At 58.2% G+C, this 16735-nt stretch carries 14 protein-coding genes and 1 pseudogene; 5 read left to right on the top strand and 10 right to left on the bottom strand.

Annotation, left to right across the window (positions count from 1 at the left end; all coding sequences use genetic code 11):
* Positions 1-247 precede the first annotated feature (247 nt).
* Complete coding sequence (gene uvrA, locus QCD69_RS11530) at positions 248-3079, bottom strand: excinuclease ABC subunit UvrA (RefSeq protein WP_253456179.1); 2832 nt, start codon at positions 3077-3079, stop codon at positions 248-250.
* A gap of 310 nt (positions 3080-3389) precedes the next feature.
* On the opposite strand from uvrA, the gene QCD69_RS11535 reads away from it, so the two are divergent.
* Entirely contained in the window at positions 3390-3932 is a 543-nt protein-coding gene (locus QCD69_RS11535; protein ID WP_253456176.1) for a single-stranded DNA-binding protein, read from the top strand.
* A 95-nt stretch (positions 3933-4027) separates the two neighbouring features.
* Here QCD69_RS11535 and QCD69_RS11540 read toward each other — a convergent pair whose 3' ends face one another.
* Complete coding sequence (locus QCD69_RS11540) at positions 4028-7831, bottom strand: NAD(P)-binding protein (RefSeq protein ID WP_301252100.1); 3804 nt, start codon at positions 7829-7831, stop codon at positions 4028-4030.
* 414 nt (positions 7832-8245) lie between these two features.
* Between QCD69_RS11540 and QCD69_RS11545 the strand changes: the two genes are divergently transcribed.
* The gene (locus QCD69_RS11545; protein ID WP_301252101.1) at positions 8246-9175 is read left to right on the top strand and encodes an alpha/beta fold hydrolase; all 930 of its coding nucleotides are present in this window, start codon (positions 8246-8248) and stop codon (positions 9173-9175) included.
* 185 nt (positions 9176-9360) lie between these two features.
* Here the strand turns inward: QCD69_RS11545 and QCD69_RS11550 are convergent, their stop codons facing one another.
* The gene (locus QCD69_RS11550) at positions 9361-10119 is read right to left on the bottom strand and encodes an SDR family NAD(P)-dependent oxidoreductase (protein ID WP_253456167.1); all 759 of its coding nucleotides are present in this window, start codon (positions 10117-10119) and stop codon (positions 9361-9363) included.
* A 382-nt stretch (positions 10120-10501) separates the two neighbouring features.
* Here QCD69_RS11550 and cspE point away from each other — a divergent pair, with 382 nt between their 5' ends.
* The gene (gene cspE / locus QCD69_RS11555) at positions 10502-10714 is read left to right on the top strand and encodes a transcription antiterminator/RNA stability regulator CspE (protein ID WP_125290184.1); all 213 of its coding nucleotides are present in this window, start codon (positions 10502-10504) and stop codon (positions 10712-10714) included.
* A gap of 120 nt (positions 10715-10834) precedes the next feature.
* On the opposite strand, the gene QCD69_RS11560 is transcribed toward cspE, so the two are convergent.
* From QCD69_RS11560 to gstA, 7 genes and pseudogenes are all read right to left on the bottom strand, one after another.
* Positions 10835-11224 carry a hypothetical protein gene (locus tag QCD69_RS11560; protein ID WP_301252102.1) on the bottom strand — a complete coding sequence of 130 codons (390 nt, stop codon included), beginning with the start codon at positions 11222-11224 and terminating at the stop codon, positions 10835-10837.
* Between the two features lie 68 nt (positions 11225-11292).
* Positions 11293-11826, bottom strand: a complete 534-nt coding sequence (locus tag QCD69_RS11565; RefSeq protein WP_301252103.1) for a hypothetical protein — start codon at positions 11824-11826, stop codon at positions 11293-11295.
* A 238-nt stretch (positions 11827-12064) separates the two neighbouring features.
* A pseudogene (locus QCD69_RS11570) lies at positions 12065-12472 on the bottom strand (class I SAM-dependent methyltransferase); the annotation flags it as partial.
* Positions 12473-12525: 53 nt separating this feature from the next.
* Positions 12526-12906 (bottom strand): DUF4440 domain-containing protein, encoded by a 381-nt coding sequence (locus QCD69_RS11575; RefSeq protein ID WP_253456161.1) that lies wholly within the window; start codon positions 12904-12906, stop codon positions 12526-12528.
* A gap of 33 nt (positions 12907-12939) precedes the next feature.
* Positions 12940-13407, bottom strand: a complete 468-nt coding sequence (locus QCD69_RS11580) for an OsmC family protein (RefSeq protein WP_253456158.1) — start codon at positions 13405-13407, stop codon at positions 12940-12942.
* Positions 13408-13486: 79 nt separating this feature from the next.
* Positions 13487-14404: a pyridoxal-phosphate dependent enzyme gene (locus tag QCD69_RS11585; protein WP_301252105.1), complete on the bottom strand. Its 918-nt coding sequence runs from the start codon at positions 14402-14404 to the stop codon at positions 13487-13489.
* A 203-nt stretch (positions 14405-14607) separates the two neighbouring features.
* Positions 14608-15210 (bottom strand): glutathione transferase GstA, encoded by a 603-nt coding sequence (gene gstA / locus QCD69_RS11590; RefSeq protein ID WP_301252106.1) that lies wholly within the window; start codon positions 15208-15210, stop codon positions 14608-14610.
* Positions 15211-15569: 359 nt separating this feature from the next.
* On the opposite strand from gstA, the gene QCD69_RS11595 reads away from it, so the two are divergent.
* The gene (locus QCD69_RS11595; protein WP_301252107.1) at positions 15570-15977 is read left to right on the top strand and encodes an ExbD/TolR family protein; all 408 of its coding nucleotides are present in this window, start codon (positions 15570-15572) and stop codon (positions 15975-15977) included.
* A 1-nt stretch (position 15978) separates the two neighbouring features.
* Positions 15979-16731, top strand: coding sequence for an energy transducer TonB family protein (locus tag QCD69_RS11600; RefSeq protein WP_301252108.1), 753 nt, complete (start codon positions 15979-15981; stop codon positions 16729-16731).
* Positions 16732-16735 lie beyond the last annotated feature (4 nt).

Consider the following 16735-nt stretch of genomic DNA (forward strand, 5'->3'; position numbering starts at 1 on the left):
GACTCTCCTGATAATGGAATGGCGTGTGCCTCACGGCTCATTAAGGATAGTGGCCCGTTCCGCGCAGGGGTATGCCGGAACCTGTTTAAATCTTGCCTGATCCTGCAAGTTTTAGGGGAAAATGACAAAAAACAGGCGCTAATAAGAAAGTTTTATTGCAGACGCGGAAGAAAATGGCGGAAGCGATAACGGCAGTGCAGAGGGAAAAAAGGCGCGAGCCGTTAACGACTCGCGCCTTCGTGGCAAACTATTTCTTTGCCAGTAGCGGTTTAAGGAAGCGTGCGGTATGCGACTCTTTGCACTCCGCCACCGTTTCCGGCGTGCCGGAGACCAGGATCTCGCCGCCGCCGCTGCCGCCTTCCGGGCCGAGATCGACAATCCAGTCAGCCGTTTTGATCACGTCCAGGTTGTGCTCAATCACCACGATGGTATTGCCCTGATCGCGCAGCTGGTGCAGCACGGCCAGCAGCTGCTGGATATCGGCAAAGTGCAGGCCGGTGGTCGGCTCATCCAGGATGTAGAGCGTCTGACCGGTGCCGCGCTTCGACAGCTCGCGGGCCAGCTTGACGCGCTGCGCCTCGCCGCCGGAAAGCGTGGTGGCCGACTGCCCCAGACGGATATAGGAAAGGCCCACGTCCATCAGCGTTTGTAGCTTACGCGCCAGCGCAGGCACCGCATCGAAGAACTCGCGCGCTTCTTCGATAGTCATCTCCAGCACCTGGTGAATGCTTTTGCCTTTGTATTTAATCTCCAGCGTCTCGCGGTTATAGCGCTTGCCCTTACACTGGTCGCACGGCACGTAGATATCCGGCAGGAAGTGCATTTCCACCTTAATCACGCCGTCGCCCTGACAGGCTTCGCAGCGTCCGCCGCGTACGTTAAAGCTGAAGCGGCCCGGCGTATAGCCGCGCGTGCGCGACTCTGGCACGCCCGCAAACAGTTCGCGCACCGGCGTAAAGATGCCGGTATAGGTGGCCGGGTTGGAGCGCGGCGTACGCCCGATCGGGCTTTGGTCGATATCGATAACCTTATCGAAATGCTCCATGCCGGTAATTTCGCGGTAGGGCGCCGCCTCGGCGATGGTGGCGCCGTTCAGCTGGCGCTGCGCGATAGGGAACAGCGTATCGTTGATCAGCGTCGACTTACCGGAACCGGACACGCCGGTAATGCAGCTGAACAGGCCAACCGGCAGCGTCAGCGTTACGTCCTTCAGGTTGTTGCCTTTTGCGCCGCTCAGCTTCAGCACTTTGCTGGCATCGGCTTTGACGCGCTCTTCCGGCACCTGAATACCGCGCTCGCCGCTCAGGTACTGTCCGGTCAGCGACTCCTTCACCGCCATGATGTCGTCAACGGTGCCTTCCGCCACCACCTGGCCACCGTGCACGCCCGCGCCCGGCCCGATATCAATCACGTGATCGGCAGCGCGGATCGCATCTTCATCATGCTCTACCACAATCACGGTGTTGCCCAGATCGCGCAGGTGTACCAGCGTCTCCAGCAGGCGCTCGTTATCGCGCTGGTGCAGGCCGATAGAAGGCTCATCCAGCACGTACATCACGCCCACCAGCCCGGCGCCGATCTGGCTCGCCAGACGGATACGCTGTGCTTCGCCGCCCGACAGCGTTTCAGCAGAGCGGGACATCGACAGGTAATTCAGGCCGACGTTAACCAAAAACTTCAGGCGATCGCCGATCTCTTTCAGTACTTTCTCGGCGATTTTGGCGCGCTGGCCGCTCAGCTTCATGTTCTGGAAGAACGCCATTGCATGGCCGATGCTCATATCCGAAATAGTCGGCAGCGTGGTGTTCTCAACGTAGACGTGGCGCGCCTCACGGCGCAGACGCGTGCCTTCACAGGTCGCACAGGCGCGGTTGCTGATAAACTTCGCCAGGTCCTCGCGCACTGCGGCGGACTCCGTCTCTTTGTAACGGCGCTCCATATTATGCAGCACGCCTTCGAACGGATGACGACGCACGGAGGTATCGCCGCGATCGTTGATGTATTTAAACTCGATGCTCTCTTTGCCGGAGCCGTACAGGATGATTTTGCGAGCCTTGTCGCTCAGCGAATCAAACGGCGCTTCGATGTCGAAATCCAGGTGCTCGGCCAGCGAGCGCAGCATCTGGAAGTAGTAAAAGTTACGGCGATCCCAGCCACGGATAGCGCCGCCTGCCAGCGACAGCTCCGGGTTTTGCACCACGCGATCCGGATCGAAATATTGCTGTACGCCCAGACCGTCGCAGGTCGGGCAGGCGCCGGCCGGATTGTTGAACGAGAACAGGCGTGGTTCCAGCTCCGTCATGCTGTAGCCGCAGATTGGACAGGCGAAATTGGCGGAGAAGATCAGCTCTTCCGCCTGCGCGTCGTCCATATCGGCGATCACGGCGGTGCCGCCGGAAAGCTCCAGCGCCGTCTCAAAAGATTCCGCCAGGCGCTGTTTCAGATCTTCCCGCACCTTGAAGCGATCCACCACTACTTCGATGGTGTGTTTCTTTTGCAGCTCCAGCTTCGGCGGATCGGAGAGATCGCAGACCTCGCCGTCGATGCGCGCGCGGATATAGCCCTGTGAAGCCAGGTTTTCCAGCGTTTTGGTGTGCTCGCCCTTGCGTTCTTTAACAATAGGCGCGAGCAGCATCAGGCGGCGGCCTTCCGGCTCCGACAGCACGTTATCCACCATCTGGCTGACCGTCTGCGCCGCCAGCGTGACGTCGTGGTCCGGGCAGCGCGGTTCGCCCACGCGAGCAAACAGCAGGCGCAGGTAGTCGTGGATTTCCGTAATGGTGCCGACGGTAGAGCGTGGGTTATGCGAGGTTGATTTCTGTTCGATCGAGATAGCTGGCGACAGCCCTTCTATATGATCGACATCCGGCTTTTCCATCAGCGAGAGGAACTGACGCGCATAGGCGGAAAGGGATTCCACGTAGCGGCGCTGCCCCTCGGCATACAGCGTATCAAACGCCAGCGAGGACTTACCCGAACCCGACAGGCCGGTGACAACGATCAGTTTGTCGCGCGGGATGATCAGGTTGATATTCTTCAGATTATGGGTGCGGGCACCCCGTACTTCGATCTTATCCATTCACAATTCCCGGATTAACACGGACGTCACCATGCCTGTCCGGCACGGCCAGAATTAAGCCTGTTAGTATGGCACAAAAAAAGCTGAATGGATATACAGTACTTTGCTGTATAATACGCCACGGGATCCTGGCATTGCCAGGCGGCGCCAGGGCATTTTGCGATCCTGCCCGCCCCGCCTGCCGAAAGGCTGCGCCTGAAAGCGACCCTTTGCGATCCGCCTCTGAAACCCGGATCCGAAGGTATAATCTATGGGTAGGGCGTGTTAGAATTTCATCCTTAAGCTAAGAACATTTATCGGAGAGACGAACATGGCCAGCAGAGGCGTAAATAAAGTAATCCTGGTGGGAAATCTGGGTCAGGATCCGGAAGTCCGCTATATGCCGAATGGCGGCGCCGTTGCCAACATTACGCTGGCCACGTCCGAAAGCTGGCGTGACAAGCAGACCGGCGAAACCAAAGAGAAAACGGAATGGCACCGCGTAGTGCTGTTCGGCAAGCTGGCGGAAGTGGCGGGCGAATACCTGCGCAAAGGCTCTCAGGTTTATATCGAAGGGGCGCTGCAAACCCGTAAATGGACCGACCAGGCGGGCGTGGAGAAGTACACCACCGAGGTTGTGGTTAACGTTGGCGGCACCATGCAGATGCTGGGCGGCCGTCAGGGCGGCGGCGCACCGGCTGGCGGCGGCCAGGGTCAGAACAACAACAACGGCTGGGGCCAGCCGCAGCAGCCTGCGGGCGGCAACCAGTTCAGCGGCGGCCAGCAGCAGCAGTCTCGTCCACAGCCGCAGCAGAACAGCGCGCCGGCGGGCAACGAGCCGCCAATGGATTTCGATGACGATATCCCGTTCTGATTATTCTCGCCGGGCCAAGGCCTGGGCAGACTAAACAGCAAAAACCCCGTTTATACGGGGTTTTTTTATGGCCGCAGTTTTATAGCCGCAGCGGATTAACCCAGCGTGCTGGTGGCGACGCTCTCGCTTTTTACGTTCTCTGCCGTGCGTTTACCGGCCAGGAACGCGTGATCCGAATTGTAGTACTCCCACTCGCTATAGCGACCCGACAGATGAATATCCTGGGTCAGCAGCCACTGGCGGATTAACGCGACGTTCGCCTGGCGGTGATGGTCGTACACCACATAGGCGTAAGGCATATCGACCTCGCTGGCGGTAATCACGGGATCGTCAGCGCGGATAATACCAACCCGAATACAATCCTCCACGCAGCGGGCTATCAGCGCGTCGCCTTTCAGCGGCAAAGGGTGCTCCGCGCAATAGCTGATCTCGCAGGTCAGGCCAAAGCCATCTTTCGGGTTATTAAACGGACTGGCGTTGCCTTGCAGGAAAATGCGGTGGAAGATCGTCTCGCCCGGATAGTAAATCCAGTGTTTCTCGCTAAGGTTAGCGCGGCCGATGCCCAGGTTGACGCAGCGCACTGAAACATGACGCAAATGCCTGGCGGCTGCCTGCACGTTTTGCGGCGCTTCATCGCCCATCAGAACGATCAGTTCCGGCAGCGGCATAGTATTGATCAGCTGCTCATAGCGAAAGGCCCGCCCGTCGGCCAGCAGCGCGGTGCGCGCCTGCGGCAGGATCTTGACGATAGCAGCATTGGTTTCCAGCCTGCATTTCAGATGGGGTAAAAAACCGGACATCAGCGCCTGAAAACCGCCGCGCAGCGGATAGCCGAAGCGGGCGTTTGGGCCGACCGGCTTCGCCAGCGGCTTCAGCGCGCCGTCGATAATCTGATCCAAATCCGGTAAGGGCACGCGGCCGCCGAGCCATGAGGTTTCCATTTCGCTCAGCGGCAGCTTCCACAGCTTGTTGTTGTAGGGCAGCGCAAAATAACGCGCGATGCCTTTTCCCCACGTATGCAGGATAAACTGCTCAAAATTTTCCGGTTTGCCGGCGGTCAGTGCGCACGCTTCATCGGGCACCGATCCATCCGCGCAGCAGTCGCGGTGGCTAAGACGGTTCTCCGTGCGGCGCAAATCCCTGGCGGCCGCGGCGTTAAGCGGCACCGCCTGCGCTTCGGCCTCGCCATAGCGCGCTTCGATAGCGCCAAGGATGCACTCTTTGATCACCTCCGGCGGCAGCCCATGCAGCGCGGACTGGAAAGGGTAGCGGGTGTGCACGCCCTCGCTGTAAACCCAGGCCTCCCGATCCTGCCAGTGCAGGTTATCGCCCAGCAGCATCTCATAAAGCTGCAGCACGTAGGGATCCTGGGAAAACATAATATGGCCAGCGTAATCGAAGGTGAAACCGGCGTGTTCGACCGAGCGGCACCAGCCGCCGGGCGCAGCGTTTTTTTCCAGCAGCACGGCGCCTTCGCCATAGTGGTAGCCCGCGCTCAGCCCGGTCGGCCCGGCGCCGATAATCAAACAGGGAACCTTCTCTGCCTCTTCGGCCTGCACGTTAAGCCAGGCGACATCCTGTGCCTTAACGGCTGCGTCGACGGCTGACGGCGCGGAGTGGGCGACGACAGCCTGTGTCATCAGCTCGTGCATTCGATCTGCAGTGCGATCCCAGGAAGTCTCCGCCACTTTGGTGCGCATCTTCGCGGCGAGCATCTGGCGAGCGTCCGGCGTCAGTTTCAGCATCTTTTCACAGGCATGGATAAAGGCCGCGTGACTATCGGCAATTTCGACCAGCCCCGCGTAGTGTCGCTGCACGTCGGCGATAGCCGTGCTGACGACAGGCAGACGAGCCGCCATATACTCCAGCACTTTGGTTGGGCTGATATAGCGCGTGGAGGCGTTCAGGGCGAAGGGCATCAGGCAGACATCCCAGCCCGCGAGAAACTGCGGCAGCGCCTGATAAGGCTGCTGCCCGAACCAGTGAATATTGCCGCGCTGCGGCAGCGTAGCCGGATCGATTTTCACCACCGGCCCGACCATAACGATCTGCCAGTCCGGATGGCTGTCGGCCAGCGCCGCAATGAGCGGCAGATCCAGACGCTCATCGATCACGCCATAGTAGCCCAGGCGCAGCGGCGGCAAATTTTCCTGCAAAGGATGGCCGTTGCTGCGATCCAGCGCCTGCTCAAAATGCACCGCGTCTACGCTGCTGGGGAAACAGTGTACGTGGGGATGCTTGCTTTTTTTCGCCTCGTACAGGCTGGTGCCACCGGTAAACACCAGATCGGCCCGGCTCATCAGCGCGGATTCACGCTGTTGGAGCTGGCGCGGTGCCTGATCGAACGCCGACAGCTCATCCATGCAGTCGTAAATAATGGCGCGCGGCTTCAGGCCCGTCAGCAGAGGCAGCGCCATAGGCGTATAGAACCAAATCAGCGGCTGCTCATCCTCATCAATCAGCGTGGCGAGCAGAAGCTGAAGCGGCGCGATCTGGCTGTCGTGAAAACCCGGCGCGTTGACGTCGGTATGCGGCTGCACCACCGTCACGTTAGGCGCCGGACTGCTGGTATGGATCTCTTCCGCTCCCGCCTGATAAATCGGCTCTTCGACAAACAGGATGCGGTAGTGCTGCGCGAGGCGGGTCAGCAGATGCTGAGGGCGTTGAAAAACGAATCCCCAACGCAGATGACTGAAAACAATCAGGACTGGTATTTTCATATTATTCTCCCGGGCTTCCCTGGCCGACGTGATAAAGGAATGAAAACGGCGCATCGTACGCTGCGCCAGGAGCAGAGCATGGTCATAAGGGTGTTGGAGCTGGCGTGCACAGGGATCGGGGCCTTGCCGATCGAGATCCCACAAGCCGCTGCGGGTCCAGAAAGCGGTGTCTTCCCAAAGCGGTCGATCGATAATCGGATAAAGGCAAGCGCCGCTGATGGTGACGCCAGCCAGCTGCGCCTGCGCAAGCTGCGAGCCGATCTCCGCGATCCAGGCGCCGCGCCCGCTGCCGACATGGCTGGTTTCGGCCAGCAGCAGCGGCCGCTGGTAGCGATTATGCAGCGCATGCAGCAGCGCATGCAGCGGCTTGCGGCGTGCGTCGCCAAGATGCCAGTAGAGCCGACGGCCGGAAAACGCTTCCCACTGATTGTCGTGATAATAATTAACGCCAATCAGATCCAGATAGTGCGGCGCGCCGCCCAGTTCGGGCTCGCAGCGGCCCGCGATCATATCCCAGGCCTGATATTGGGATTCAGTTATGCTGCGGGCGGCCTGCCGACAGGCTTCGTTTTCTTCATCGGCGATAACGTGGATCAGGGGATCGCAGTGCAGAAAGCGCGCGCGGGGATCGGCAAGGCGAATGGCGTCACAGGCGGCCAGCGTGGCGCGCACCAGCTGGCGCTTGGCGGCAAGCGCGCGGTCATTTTCCGGGCCGCCCGCACAGGCGAACAGGCCGACCGAGATACCCCAACTGAGGAAAGAAATCTCATTCATCGGCGCGTAAACCGGCGCTTCCGATCCTGCATAGAACGGCGCCAGAAATTCCGCTAATGCGCCGCAAAATGCAGCGAAACTGCTGATAAATTCGGAAGAAAACAGGCTCAGGTATTCAGGCCAGCCGTAGTGGCACAGAGTCCAGGAGATCTGTATATCGTGTTCGCGTGCGGCCTGCATTCGCAACGCGACGGAAGAAAAATCGTAGCCCTTTGCCGTTTCAGCGAGCCGCCAGCCGACGCTTTCGCGCACGGTGGAAATATTAAAATGTTTAAGCCGGGCATAATCCTGTCGGGCCTGCGTCAGGTGGTCGGTAATCGCATTCATCGACAGGCGCTGGCCCTGCGGATTAATGTGATCGGCTCCTTCGTAACCCGCCTGCCAAAAACTGCGAAATGGCGCCATGCAAAATTCCCTTACCGTTTAAAAGAGAATATTTTCCCGCCAGCGTCAGGGTGCCGACGGCTGGATAGCAGCTGTGCAGGCCGATTACGATCGGTCCGAAAACCGTTTCCACGCCGTAAAAAAGGCAATATCCGCCGTAAGCTGGCGAACGGGGGAAAGCGGTAAAATCAGTGAGGAGCAGAAGAAAAGGCGGCTGGAGACTGAACCGCACAAGTCGCCGCGCCGCAGGCCATACTCAGCCAGGCGGCGAAACTTTGTACTGATTATAGACAGCATCCGGAAATGCAATGTGATTTTCGTCTCTTTCAGGAAAGTTCTGGCGCTGTAAAAGCACGCTAAACTTTCCGACGAGAAGGCGGCCCGAAAACAGAAACGCCGTCTTATACACAGGGGATGATATTACGGGAGCGTGAAATGGCAACAGATCAACAGGTTGAAACCGCAAGAGGCGCATCTCCGTTTATTGCGGATTGCTCGCTTAAGGACGTAAAGCTGCCAAACGGGATAACGCTGCGCGTTGCCGTTATGGGGCAGGGTAAGCCGCTGGTGCTGCTGCACGGACATCCGCAGAACCATCTGGCGTGGCGGAAGATTGCGCCGGCGCTGAGCCAGCATTACACGGTGGTGATGCCGGATCTGCGCGGCTATGGCGACAGTGATAAACCGCCAGGCGATGCCGATCACCGCTGCTATTCCAAAAAAGTGATGGCGCAGGATGTGGCCCAGCTGATGGACGCGCTGGGCTATGACCGTTTCGCTTTTGTCGGCCACGATCGCGGCGGCCGCGTCGGACACCGGCTGGCGCTTGATTATCCTGATCGGGTGGAGCGCTGCGTTTTTCTCGATATTGCGCCGACGGCAACCATGTATGCGCAGACCGACAAAGCGTTTGCAACCCGCTATTTCTGGTGGTTTTTCCTGATCCAGCCCGAGCCGCTGCCGGAAAAAATGATCGGCAACGATCCGGCTTTTTTCCTGCAAAAGCATATTGAAGGACAGCTGAAAACGCCTGGCGCCACGGAGCCGGAAATTTTCGCCGATTATCTGCGCTGTTACCGCGATCCTGCGATGATCCACGCGGTCTGCGAAGATTATCGTGCCTCGGCGACAATCGACCTGGCAGACGATGCGGCGGACAGCGATCAACGTATCCGTTGCCCTTTGCTGCTGCTGTGGGGCGAGAAGGGCACGGTAGGCCAGCTTTACGACGTGGTCGCCACATGGCAGGAAAAAGCCCTGTGCGTCAGCGGCGAGGCGTTGCCGTGCGGGCATTCGCCTCAGGAGGAGGTGCCGGAAAACGTGCTGGCGACGCTGCTGCCTTTTCTGGCTGAGGATGAGGAATAGCCGCGCCTGCTCAGCGGTGCCCACCTGCTTGTGAAGGGAGAGTAGCCGCGCCTGTTTATCGGTGGCCGCCTGCCTGAGAGGGAGGAGTAGCCGCGTCTGTTTATCGGTGGCCGCCTGCCTGAGAAAGACGAGTAGCCGAACCTCGACTGCCTGCGACGGCTTCTGAAGCCGCGACGCCGACCAGGTCAGGCGAGCCGGATACCCGCGTCGATCATAAACTGCGCGCCGGTGCAGCCTCGCGCCTCATCGGAGGCCACAAACAGCGCCATTGCGGCCACGTCGCGACCCTGAAGCACTATCTTCAGCGCCTGCGCGGCCTGAATTTCCGCCTGCGCTTCCGGCGTGCGCCACAGCGCCTGCTGTCTGGGCGTGGCGATTGCGCCGGGTACCAGACAGTTGACCCGGATACCGTACTGGCCCAGCTCACGCGCCAGCGTCTGGGTCAGCCCGATAACGGCGGCTTTGGCCGTGGTGTAACCGACCATCCCGGGGCGGCCTCTCATAAACGAGGTTGAGCTGGTCAGTAGAATATTCCCCGATCCCTGTCGGCGCATAATCTCCGCCGCCGCCTGGCTGGCGAAAAACTGGTGATCCAGATTCACCGCCAGCCGATCGCGCCAGTATGCCGGCTCCACGCTAAAGAAATCGTGGCGATCGTCATTGGCGGCATTATTGATCAGCACGTCCAGCGCACCTTCCTGGCTGGCGATATCGTTAATAATCGCCCGACACGCCGCGCCGTCACGCAAATCGCAGTAGTGAAAAGTTGTGCCGAGCTGCTTTGCCAGCGCTTCGCCGCTGCGATCGATATCCAGAAAATGCACCTTGCCCTGCTGCTGAGCGAAAGCCGCAACCAGATCTGCGCCGATCCCGCTTGCGCCGCCGGTGATGATGATGGTCTTATTTTGCAGGCTGCTATAGCGAGTGTAAGTTTCGTTTAACATTAAACGCGTCTCCGGAGGCGGATTTGAGTTAAGTGCATGAAAACAGACGAAAGCGCCAGCGTCTTTTTTGCCGCAGCGGGCCAGCGCAATAGCGTAAAATCATAGCGTATTGGCGCTGGCTGGTTTCTAAACCGGCGGCCAAAAAACCCGGCGCGAATAAAATATAAAAAATAAACGTTGCTTAACTGAGTCAGGCATGACTTAATAGCGTCATCGGTTTGGAATACAGACCTTATGAAAGCAGTTTTAGTAAAGCAGTCCTCAGCGCAAGCGTTATCCAACGATATCCTTCCTCCTGATCTTCTTCTAAGTGCCCAATAAGTTATGCTCTGGAAACAGGCCTTCACGCCAATTTAAGTGGCTCAAAATTAAGGAAGTATCGATGTCTGGTAAAATGACTGGTTTAGTAAAATGGTTTAACGCGGATAAAGGTTTCGGCTTCATTTCTCCGCAGGACGGCAGCAAAGACGTATTTGTACATTTCTCTGCAATCCAGGGTAATGACTACAAAACGCTGGACGAAGGCCAGAAGGTAGAATTCACCATCGAAAATGGTGCTAAAGGCCCTTCAGCTGCAAACGTCGTCGCACTGTAAATATTATTACCACACTTACGATAGCGATGAAGGCAGCAGCCTGAGCAGTTAAGTGGAAAATAATAACAGTGACAAAAAACCCGCCTCGTGCGGGTTTTTTTACGTCTGTGGAAAAGAAAGTCACCGTCCGGAGGAGAGTTCAGTTCCCGAATAATCGAACATTCCCGTACGGCAGTCCAGAATGACGTAAGCTTCATCATTGCCTTTGCTGCCGCTGACCTGGAGCTTGCCGAACCACATCTTGTTCCCGAAAGTCGGGGCGGTATTAAAACTCAGGCTGTCCAGGCCGATAGCCGCTTTCCGCTCATTTTCTCCAGCCGAACGCAGCCACGACCGAATATATTCCTCGCGGACCTCTTCCGGCGTAAAGCGCGGACAGGCCTGCTGAAAAGCCTCATCGGCAGGCGCAACGCGTGAGTAAATCATCAGCGCCGCCAGGCAGGCCAGCGTCAGCACGCCGCCCAATAAAAGCGTAATAAAGTAAGAAAGGGGCTTCCAGAACCTGCGCATCGTACCTCCCTGTAAAGTCACCTCACGACACGCTACCGGAAAAGCATAACGTGCAACAAGACGGGCGTTTAGTCAGTCCAGCCTAAGCTTTCTACAATGGCCCGACGGTAAGCGGTGTCGATCTGCGTCGGCACCCGGCAGATATAATCTTTAGCATGTTCCCGCGTCTCGCCCGTCAGGCTGTCCAGATAGGCCAGCGCCGCCTCTAAAGAAGGCGTACGGCTTTCAATCTTATCGCAGCACGGCGGCAGAGCCGTCCAGATCACCGCATCAATATGCCGGTCGTGCGCCCATTCAGCCAGCGCGCCTGCTGGCCTGTCGGTCACTATCAGCGAGCCGATGCCGTCGCTACGCTGTGCCGGAATGGCCTCGCGGGCTTTCAACAGTTCACACGCCGTCGCGAGGTCATCAACCGTCAGCCATGCCCACAGCGCAGGAACGGGATCGGCGTTGATACAGATAGCCGTCGCCAGCTCGCCGCCGTCGCTGATGCGGGAAAATTCTATCGGCACAGGCGGCCCATCTTTATGCCATTCGCCCTCGACCGGCAGCACGCCGGATTTCCAGATAAGCGATCCCCAACCCAAACAGGCAATTCTCATTCTATTTTTCCTCGAAGACAGCGTCCGATAACTATGGCCTGATTACCCCAGGCCCGCCAGAGCGATGCGGTGAAAGATGAAAACCGTGGCTGAATGAGCCTGCTACGGTTATAAAAAGCGCAAAAGCTGACCGGCACGCGGCGTTTGCAAGGCTGCAGCGTAATGCGTTTTGGCGGGCAGATGAAAAAATGCCGATCAAACGCATCAGCAAGCTGAGGATAAACAAAGCAGAACAGGGCTATTGTGCCTGAAACATCAGGGTATCGGTGCTAAAGGATCCGTCCGGCTGGAGGGCATAATGGCGCTTCACGCTGGCGGACGCTTTTTCCTGCAGCAAAAGGATCGCCTGCGTCAGCGTCTGCGGCGTTTGCATTCTTTCGATCCACGAAGCGAACGCCAGATCCAGACGATCCATCACCAGCCGGTTAACGATCATCCTGCTTTTGTTCGCCATCTTCAGCCAGTCACCCTGCGAGTAATTGCGTACGTGAGAAGGATCGCGCAGCATCTCCACCGTTTGCAGCCAGACATCCAGTACCGGCTGACCGGGCGAGGCGGTATCCATCATGATAAATTTACCGCCCGGCTTCAGGACGCGTTTTACCTTGTGCAGCGCCTGGCCGACGTCGTACCGGTGATGCGCGGAATTTATGCCGATCCCGGACGCGGACTGCCAAAGCGCGAGCTAAGGCGCGCTGGTTACGCGCCCTGCCAGGTTTCGTGCAGGGAAACCCACTGTGGATGGCCGTCGATCAGCCGGAACACCGCCGTTGACCAGCGCGCGGTGGCGGCTGCGTCTGGCCGGGTCTGCCGTTCAAGATAGCGTACTACCGCGCCGCCGGGCCAGCTTTCCACCAGCGTCAGTTCCTCAAGCACGATAGCCAGCCCCGGCCTGCCGCCGCGCTGCGCCAGAAAAAAGTCGCTCACGCTGGCCATATCCATGCAGCGACCGGCAGGAGGGATCATCACAAAGTCCGCGCTGAAGCGATTTAAAAGCGCCTGTATGTCGCCGCTACCCTGACCAAGCCAGTTTTCAATCGCCACGTGGGCAGCGATAACTTCCGTAAAATAAGGGTTCATGACTTCTCCGGTTGGGTTAACGTCGTTTTTCACTCAGGCGTGTTTGATAGTCGGCTCGCAAAGTACCGGAAAGTTCAGCGAGTTGGCGATAAAACACTGCTCATGTGCTTTTTCGTGCAGCGCTGCCGCCAGGGTAATATCGTCACCCGCGCGTAGCGTGATTTGCGGCTTCAGGACAATTCGGGTAAAACGGCCGCGTCTGGCTTCCAGCATGGTGCCTTCCGCCCTGTCGCAGTAGCTTTGCACGCTAATGCCCGCCTCGGCGCACAGGTGCAGATACCAAAGTTTATGGCAGGCGGAAGCGGAAGCCAGCAGCATCTCTTCGGGATTCCAGCGGCTGGCGTCGCCCAGAAAAGCGGGATCGGCGGAGCCGGCTATCTCTGCTTTAGCGTCGGCTACCACCTTAAACTGGCGGTCGTAGGCCTTGTAATTTTCGGTGCCCTGGCCTTTGTTGCCGGTCCACTCCACGGTCACCTGATAGTCATGCTCGCGATCTGCCATAGCGCTTCTTCTGTCCTGTTATTAACAAAATCAGAAGATTAGCGTTTTCTGCCCGCATTACCAGACGCATTTACAGCCTTTAGCGCTTTTCGGACAGATGCCACAGCTGTTCCGCCGTAACGGTAGCGCCGCCGCAGACAATCACCAGCGGTTTCCGGAACGCCGCCAGCAGCGGATGGCTATCGTAAATAACCGCCAGGCTTGCGCCGCAGGCTGGCTCGGTCAGCACGCGATGATCGTTCAGGAAGCGGCTGCACGCGGCGATAGCCTGGCTGTCGGTAACCAGCGCGCTGTGGATCGGATGCGTAGCGGCGCAGCGTAGAGACTGCTCGCTGACGCGCTTTGCACCCAGCGAACCGGCCACGCTGTTAATAGCGGCCAGCTCCACGGTATGACCGGCCTGCAGAGCCGCATGAAAGGAGGCTGCGCCTTCAGTTTCCACCGCTATCACGGGGACATCGTGCCAGCCGTTGCGCTGCAACCCTTCCACCACGCCGTTCAGCAGGCCGCCGCCGCCAACAGACAGGATCACCACGTCAGGTTTACAGCCGTCAGCGGCCACTTCATCGATCATTGTGGCATGGCCCTGCCACAGCAACGGATCGTCAAACGGGTGCAGAAAAGCATCCTTGCTGCCTGAGAGCGACTGAGCGTAGTGGTTGGCTTCCTGCCAGGACGCGCCGTGTACGATAACCTCTGCGTTCTCCTGACGCAGCAGCTCAACGGCGCGCGCGGAAGTGGTTTCAGGCACGACGACGATAACGGGTACGCCCAGCTGGCGACCGGCCCAGGCGACCGCCATGCCCGCATTGCCGCCGGAAGAAGAGACAAAGCGTTCGGCACCCTGGTGTAAATAGTGCTGGCAGGACAGCCCGATACCGCGGATTTTAAAAGAGCCGGGCGGCTGAAACGCCTCCATTTTTAGCCAGACGTCACGTCCGGCCAGCAGGCTGAGCGCACGTGACGGGATAAGCGGCGTTGCTTGGTGTAGGTGCATATTTATTCCTGAAGGCTAACGAAGATAGGCAGCGGCAGATACGGCCCGGACTTCTGTTTCTACATCCAGATTGAAGGCCAGCTTGCTGCCTGCGACCGAACGGGCCGGGAAACCTGCGTAGCGCTGTCCGCCCGGCCTTTTGCCGTACGCAAAAGGCCGGATGAACGCGGGTTGCGCAGGTTAACCTCGCTCCGCGCAGCTATTCAGATCAGGCCTTCCGCCTTCAGCGCGGCCTGCACGGCGGGCCGTTCCGCGACGTTGGCAAGGTAACGCTGCACCGCAGGCCAGTCGTCCAGGCTAAATCCAACCACTTTGCTCCAGCCGAGCACGGTAAACAAATAGGCGTCGGCAATAGTGAAGCGGTCGCCGGTCAGCGTGGTTTTACCGTCGATTTCATTTTCCAGCCAGTTCAGTCGGCGCGTCAGCTGCGCGACCACCGCATCTTTCCACTCGCCTTTTACCGCCGGGTTAAACAGCGCCGCCAGCGTCTTATGCAGCTCGGCAGAAATAAAGCTCATCCACTCCAGCACGGCGTAGCGCGCTTCGCCCTGCGCAGGCAGCAGGCCGCTTTCGGGGTTTAAATCCGCCAGGTATTGTGAAATCACCGCGCCTTCAGTCATCACCCTACCGTTGTCCAGGGCCAGCGCGGGCACATAGCCTTTGCTGTTGATGGCCCGAAAATCTTTGCCGCTGCGGGTGGTTTTGGTTTTTAAATCCACCGTCTCCAGCTCGTGCGCCAGGCCAGTTTCGTGCAGGACGATATGCGGGGCCAGCGAGCAGGCGCCGGGAGAGTAATAGAGTTTCATATTCTTCCTTAAATGGTAATGAATGGCCTGATGACGTTACTCCCGCCAGAGAGTGATAACAAGCCTTTCGGCTTTGGCAAAGCGCTAAGTTTTACGCGCGGTTTTTTCATTAATAACTTTATTATCAATAGTTTAATTATTACATTTGCACTGCGTTCACTTCTTTAAGCCTGTATTCTGAGAGATAATTCTTTTCGATTTCAGATGCCCCTCGCAAAACCCCCCGTTCACCCGTTTTTAATTTCCTTCCGTCACTAATATGTAAGTTAATCGTAATGATCCACCGTTTTATCTTAAAAGTGTAACTAAAAATAAACATTCCGCTTCTATATTGGCCTTCCAAAAAGAGGGGGAGCCTGATGCGTAGCTGGAATGAACCTGTCAAAAATAAAGCCCATATTGAACTGATCCCGATGATTGACGTGATGATGTTCCTGCTGGTGTTTTTTGTTCTGATCAGCCTGAACGTTATTCCTTCCCAGGGAATGAAAACCCAGCTGCCGGGCGCGGCCAGCGCGCAGCAGTTAAAACCGCAGCAGCACGCCATCGTTACGCTGGGCACGGATAACCGTCTGGAGCTGGACGGACAGCCGGTGACGCCAGAAACGCTTGTTAACCGGCTGAAAGCGCAGCAGGAAGACAGCCAGAAAACGGCGATCGTGCTTAACAGCGATAAAAGCGTGCCCGTCGAGCGGCTGATTGCCGTAATGGACAGCCTGCGGCAGGGCGGCTTTACCGCTATTTCTATCGCAACACGGAAACTATGACATGTACGCCGTCTATCGTTTTCGCCATGCTTTTAGCTGGCTGCCCGTGCTGATGGCGGCTGGCTGGGTGCTGATGAACCAGCACGCCACGCTGAAAATTGAACCGCGCTACGACGAATCAACCATGGAACTGGCGCTGGTGGAACCCCCATCGGCTGAAACGCCGCCGGTTGAGACACCGCCGGTTGAGACACCGCCGGTTGAAACGCCTTCCGAACCACCAGCGGAACCCGAGCCTCAGCCCGTAGTGGAAACGCCGCCGGAACCTACGCTCTCCTCGCCTGAACCCGTTGCGCCGCCGCCGAAGCCCAAACCGAAGCCAAAGCCAAAACCGAAAAAGGCGATCGAGCCAGCCAGTACTTCGGTTAAACCTACCGCCGTTGCAAGGCCGATACCCGCCGCGTCGCCGGTCGCCACGCCCAAACCCGTCGCGCCGCGCGTCAACAGCGGCGCCATCGAAAACGGTTGGATCGCAGAGCTACGTCACGATCTGGAGGCACAAAAACGCTATCCCACCGGCCGTCAGGCCTCGCTGGAACGCCCGGAAGGCAGCGTGGAAATCTGGCTGGAAGTCGATCGCAGCGGTCGCGTACTGGCTTCCGGCATCAGCAGTAAAGCTCGCAATATGCTGCTTAATCGCGCCGCGCTGGGCAGCTTACAAAATATCAGGCAGGTCAAGCCGTTCCCGGCCGACGCCTTCGCCGGACAAAACAGCAGGCGCTTTACCGCCACGCTGAATTATCGGGCGCCGTGAACGC

The organism is Erwinia sp. PsM31, assembly GCF_030433775.1.
GTDB lineage: Bacteria > Pseudomonadota > Gammaproteobacteria > Enterobacterales > Enterobacteriaceae > Erwinia > Erwinia aeris.

What these genes read in the sequence shown, in the direction of transcription:
- QCD69_RS11580 (WP_253456158.1), bottom strand. Translation starts at nt 13,407, where the DNA reads ATGGCAGATCGCGAGCATGACTATCAGGTGACCGTGGAGTGGACCGGC.
- QCD69_RS11560 (WP_301252102.1), bottom strand. Translation starts at nt 11,224, where the DNA reads ATGCGCAGGTTCTGGAAGCCCCTTTCTTACTTTATTACGCTTTTATTG.
- QCD69_RS11540 (WP_301252100.1), bottom strand. Translation starts at nt 7,831, where the DNA reads ATGGCGCCATTTCGCAGTTTTTGGCAGGCGGGTTACGAAGGAGCCGAT.
- QCD69_RS11575 (WP_253456161.1), bottom strand. Translation starts at nt 12,906, where the DNA reads ATGAACCCTTATTTTACGGAAGTTATCGCTGCCCACGTGGCGATTGAA.
- QCD69_RS11585 (WP_301252105.1), bottom strand. Translation starts at nt 14,404, where the DNA reads ATGCACCTACACCAAGCAACGCCGCTTATCCCGTCACGTGCGCTCAGC.
- cspE (WP_125290184.1), top strand. Translation starts at nt 10,502, where the DNA reads ATGTCTGGTAAAATGACTGGTTTAGTAAAATGGTTTAACGCGGATAAA.
- QCD69_RS11550 (WP_253456167.1), bottom strand. Translation starts at nt 10,119, where the DNA reads ATGTTAAACGAAACTTACACTCGCTATAGCAGCCTGCAAAATAAGACC.
- QCD69_RS11545 (WP_301252101.1), top strand. Translation starts at nt 8,246, where the DNA reads ATGGCAACAGATCAACAGGTTGAAACCGCAAGAGGCGCATCTCCGTTT.
- QCD69_RS11565 (WP_301252103.1), bottom strand. Translation starts at nt 11,826, where the DNA reads ATGAGAATTGCCTGTTTGGGTTGGGGATCGCTTATCTGGAAATCCGGC.
- QCD69_RS11600 (WP_301252108.1), top strand. Translation starts at nt 15,979, where the DNA reads ATGTACGCCGTCTATCGTTTTCGCCATGCTTTTAGCTGGCTGCCCGTG.
- QCD69_RS11535 (WP_253456176.1), top strand. Translation starts at nt 3,390, where the DNA reads ATGGCCAGCAGAGGCGTAAATAAAGTAATCCTGGTGGGAAATCTGGGT.
- QCD69_RS11595 (WP_301252107.1), top strand. Translation starts at nt 15,570, where the DNA reads ATGCGTAGCTGGAATGAACCTGTCAAAAATAAAGCCCATATTGAACTG.
- gstA (WP_301252106.1), bottom strand. Translation starts at nt 15,210, where the DNA reads ATGAAACTCTATTACTCTCCCGGCGCCTGCTCGCTGGCCCCGCATATC.
- uvrA (WP_253456179.1), bottom strand. Translation starts at nt 3,079, where the DNA reads ATGGATAAGATCGAAGTACGGGGTGCCCGCACCCATAATCTGAAGAAT.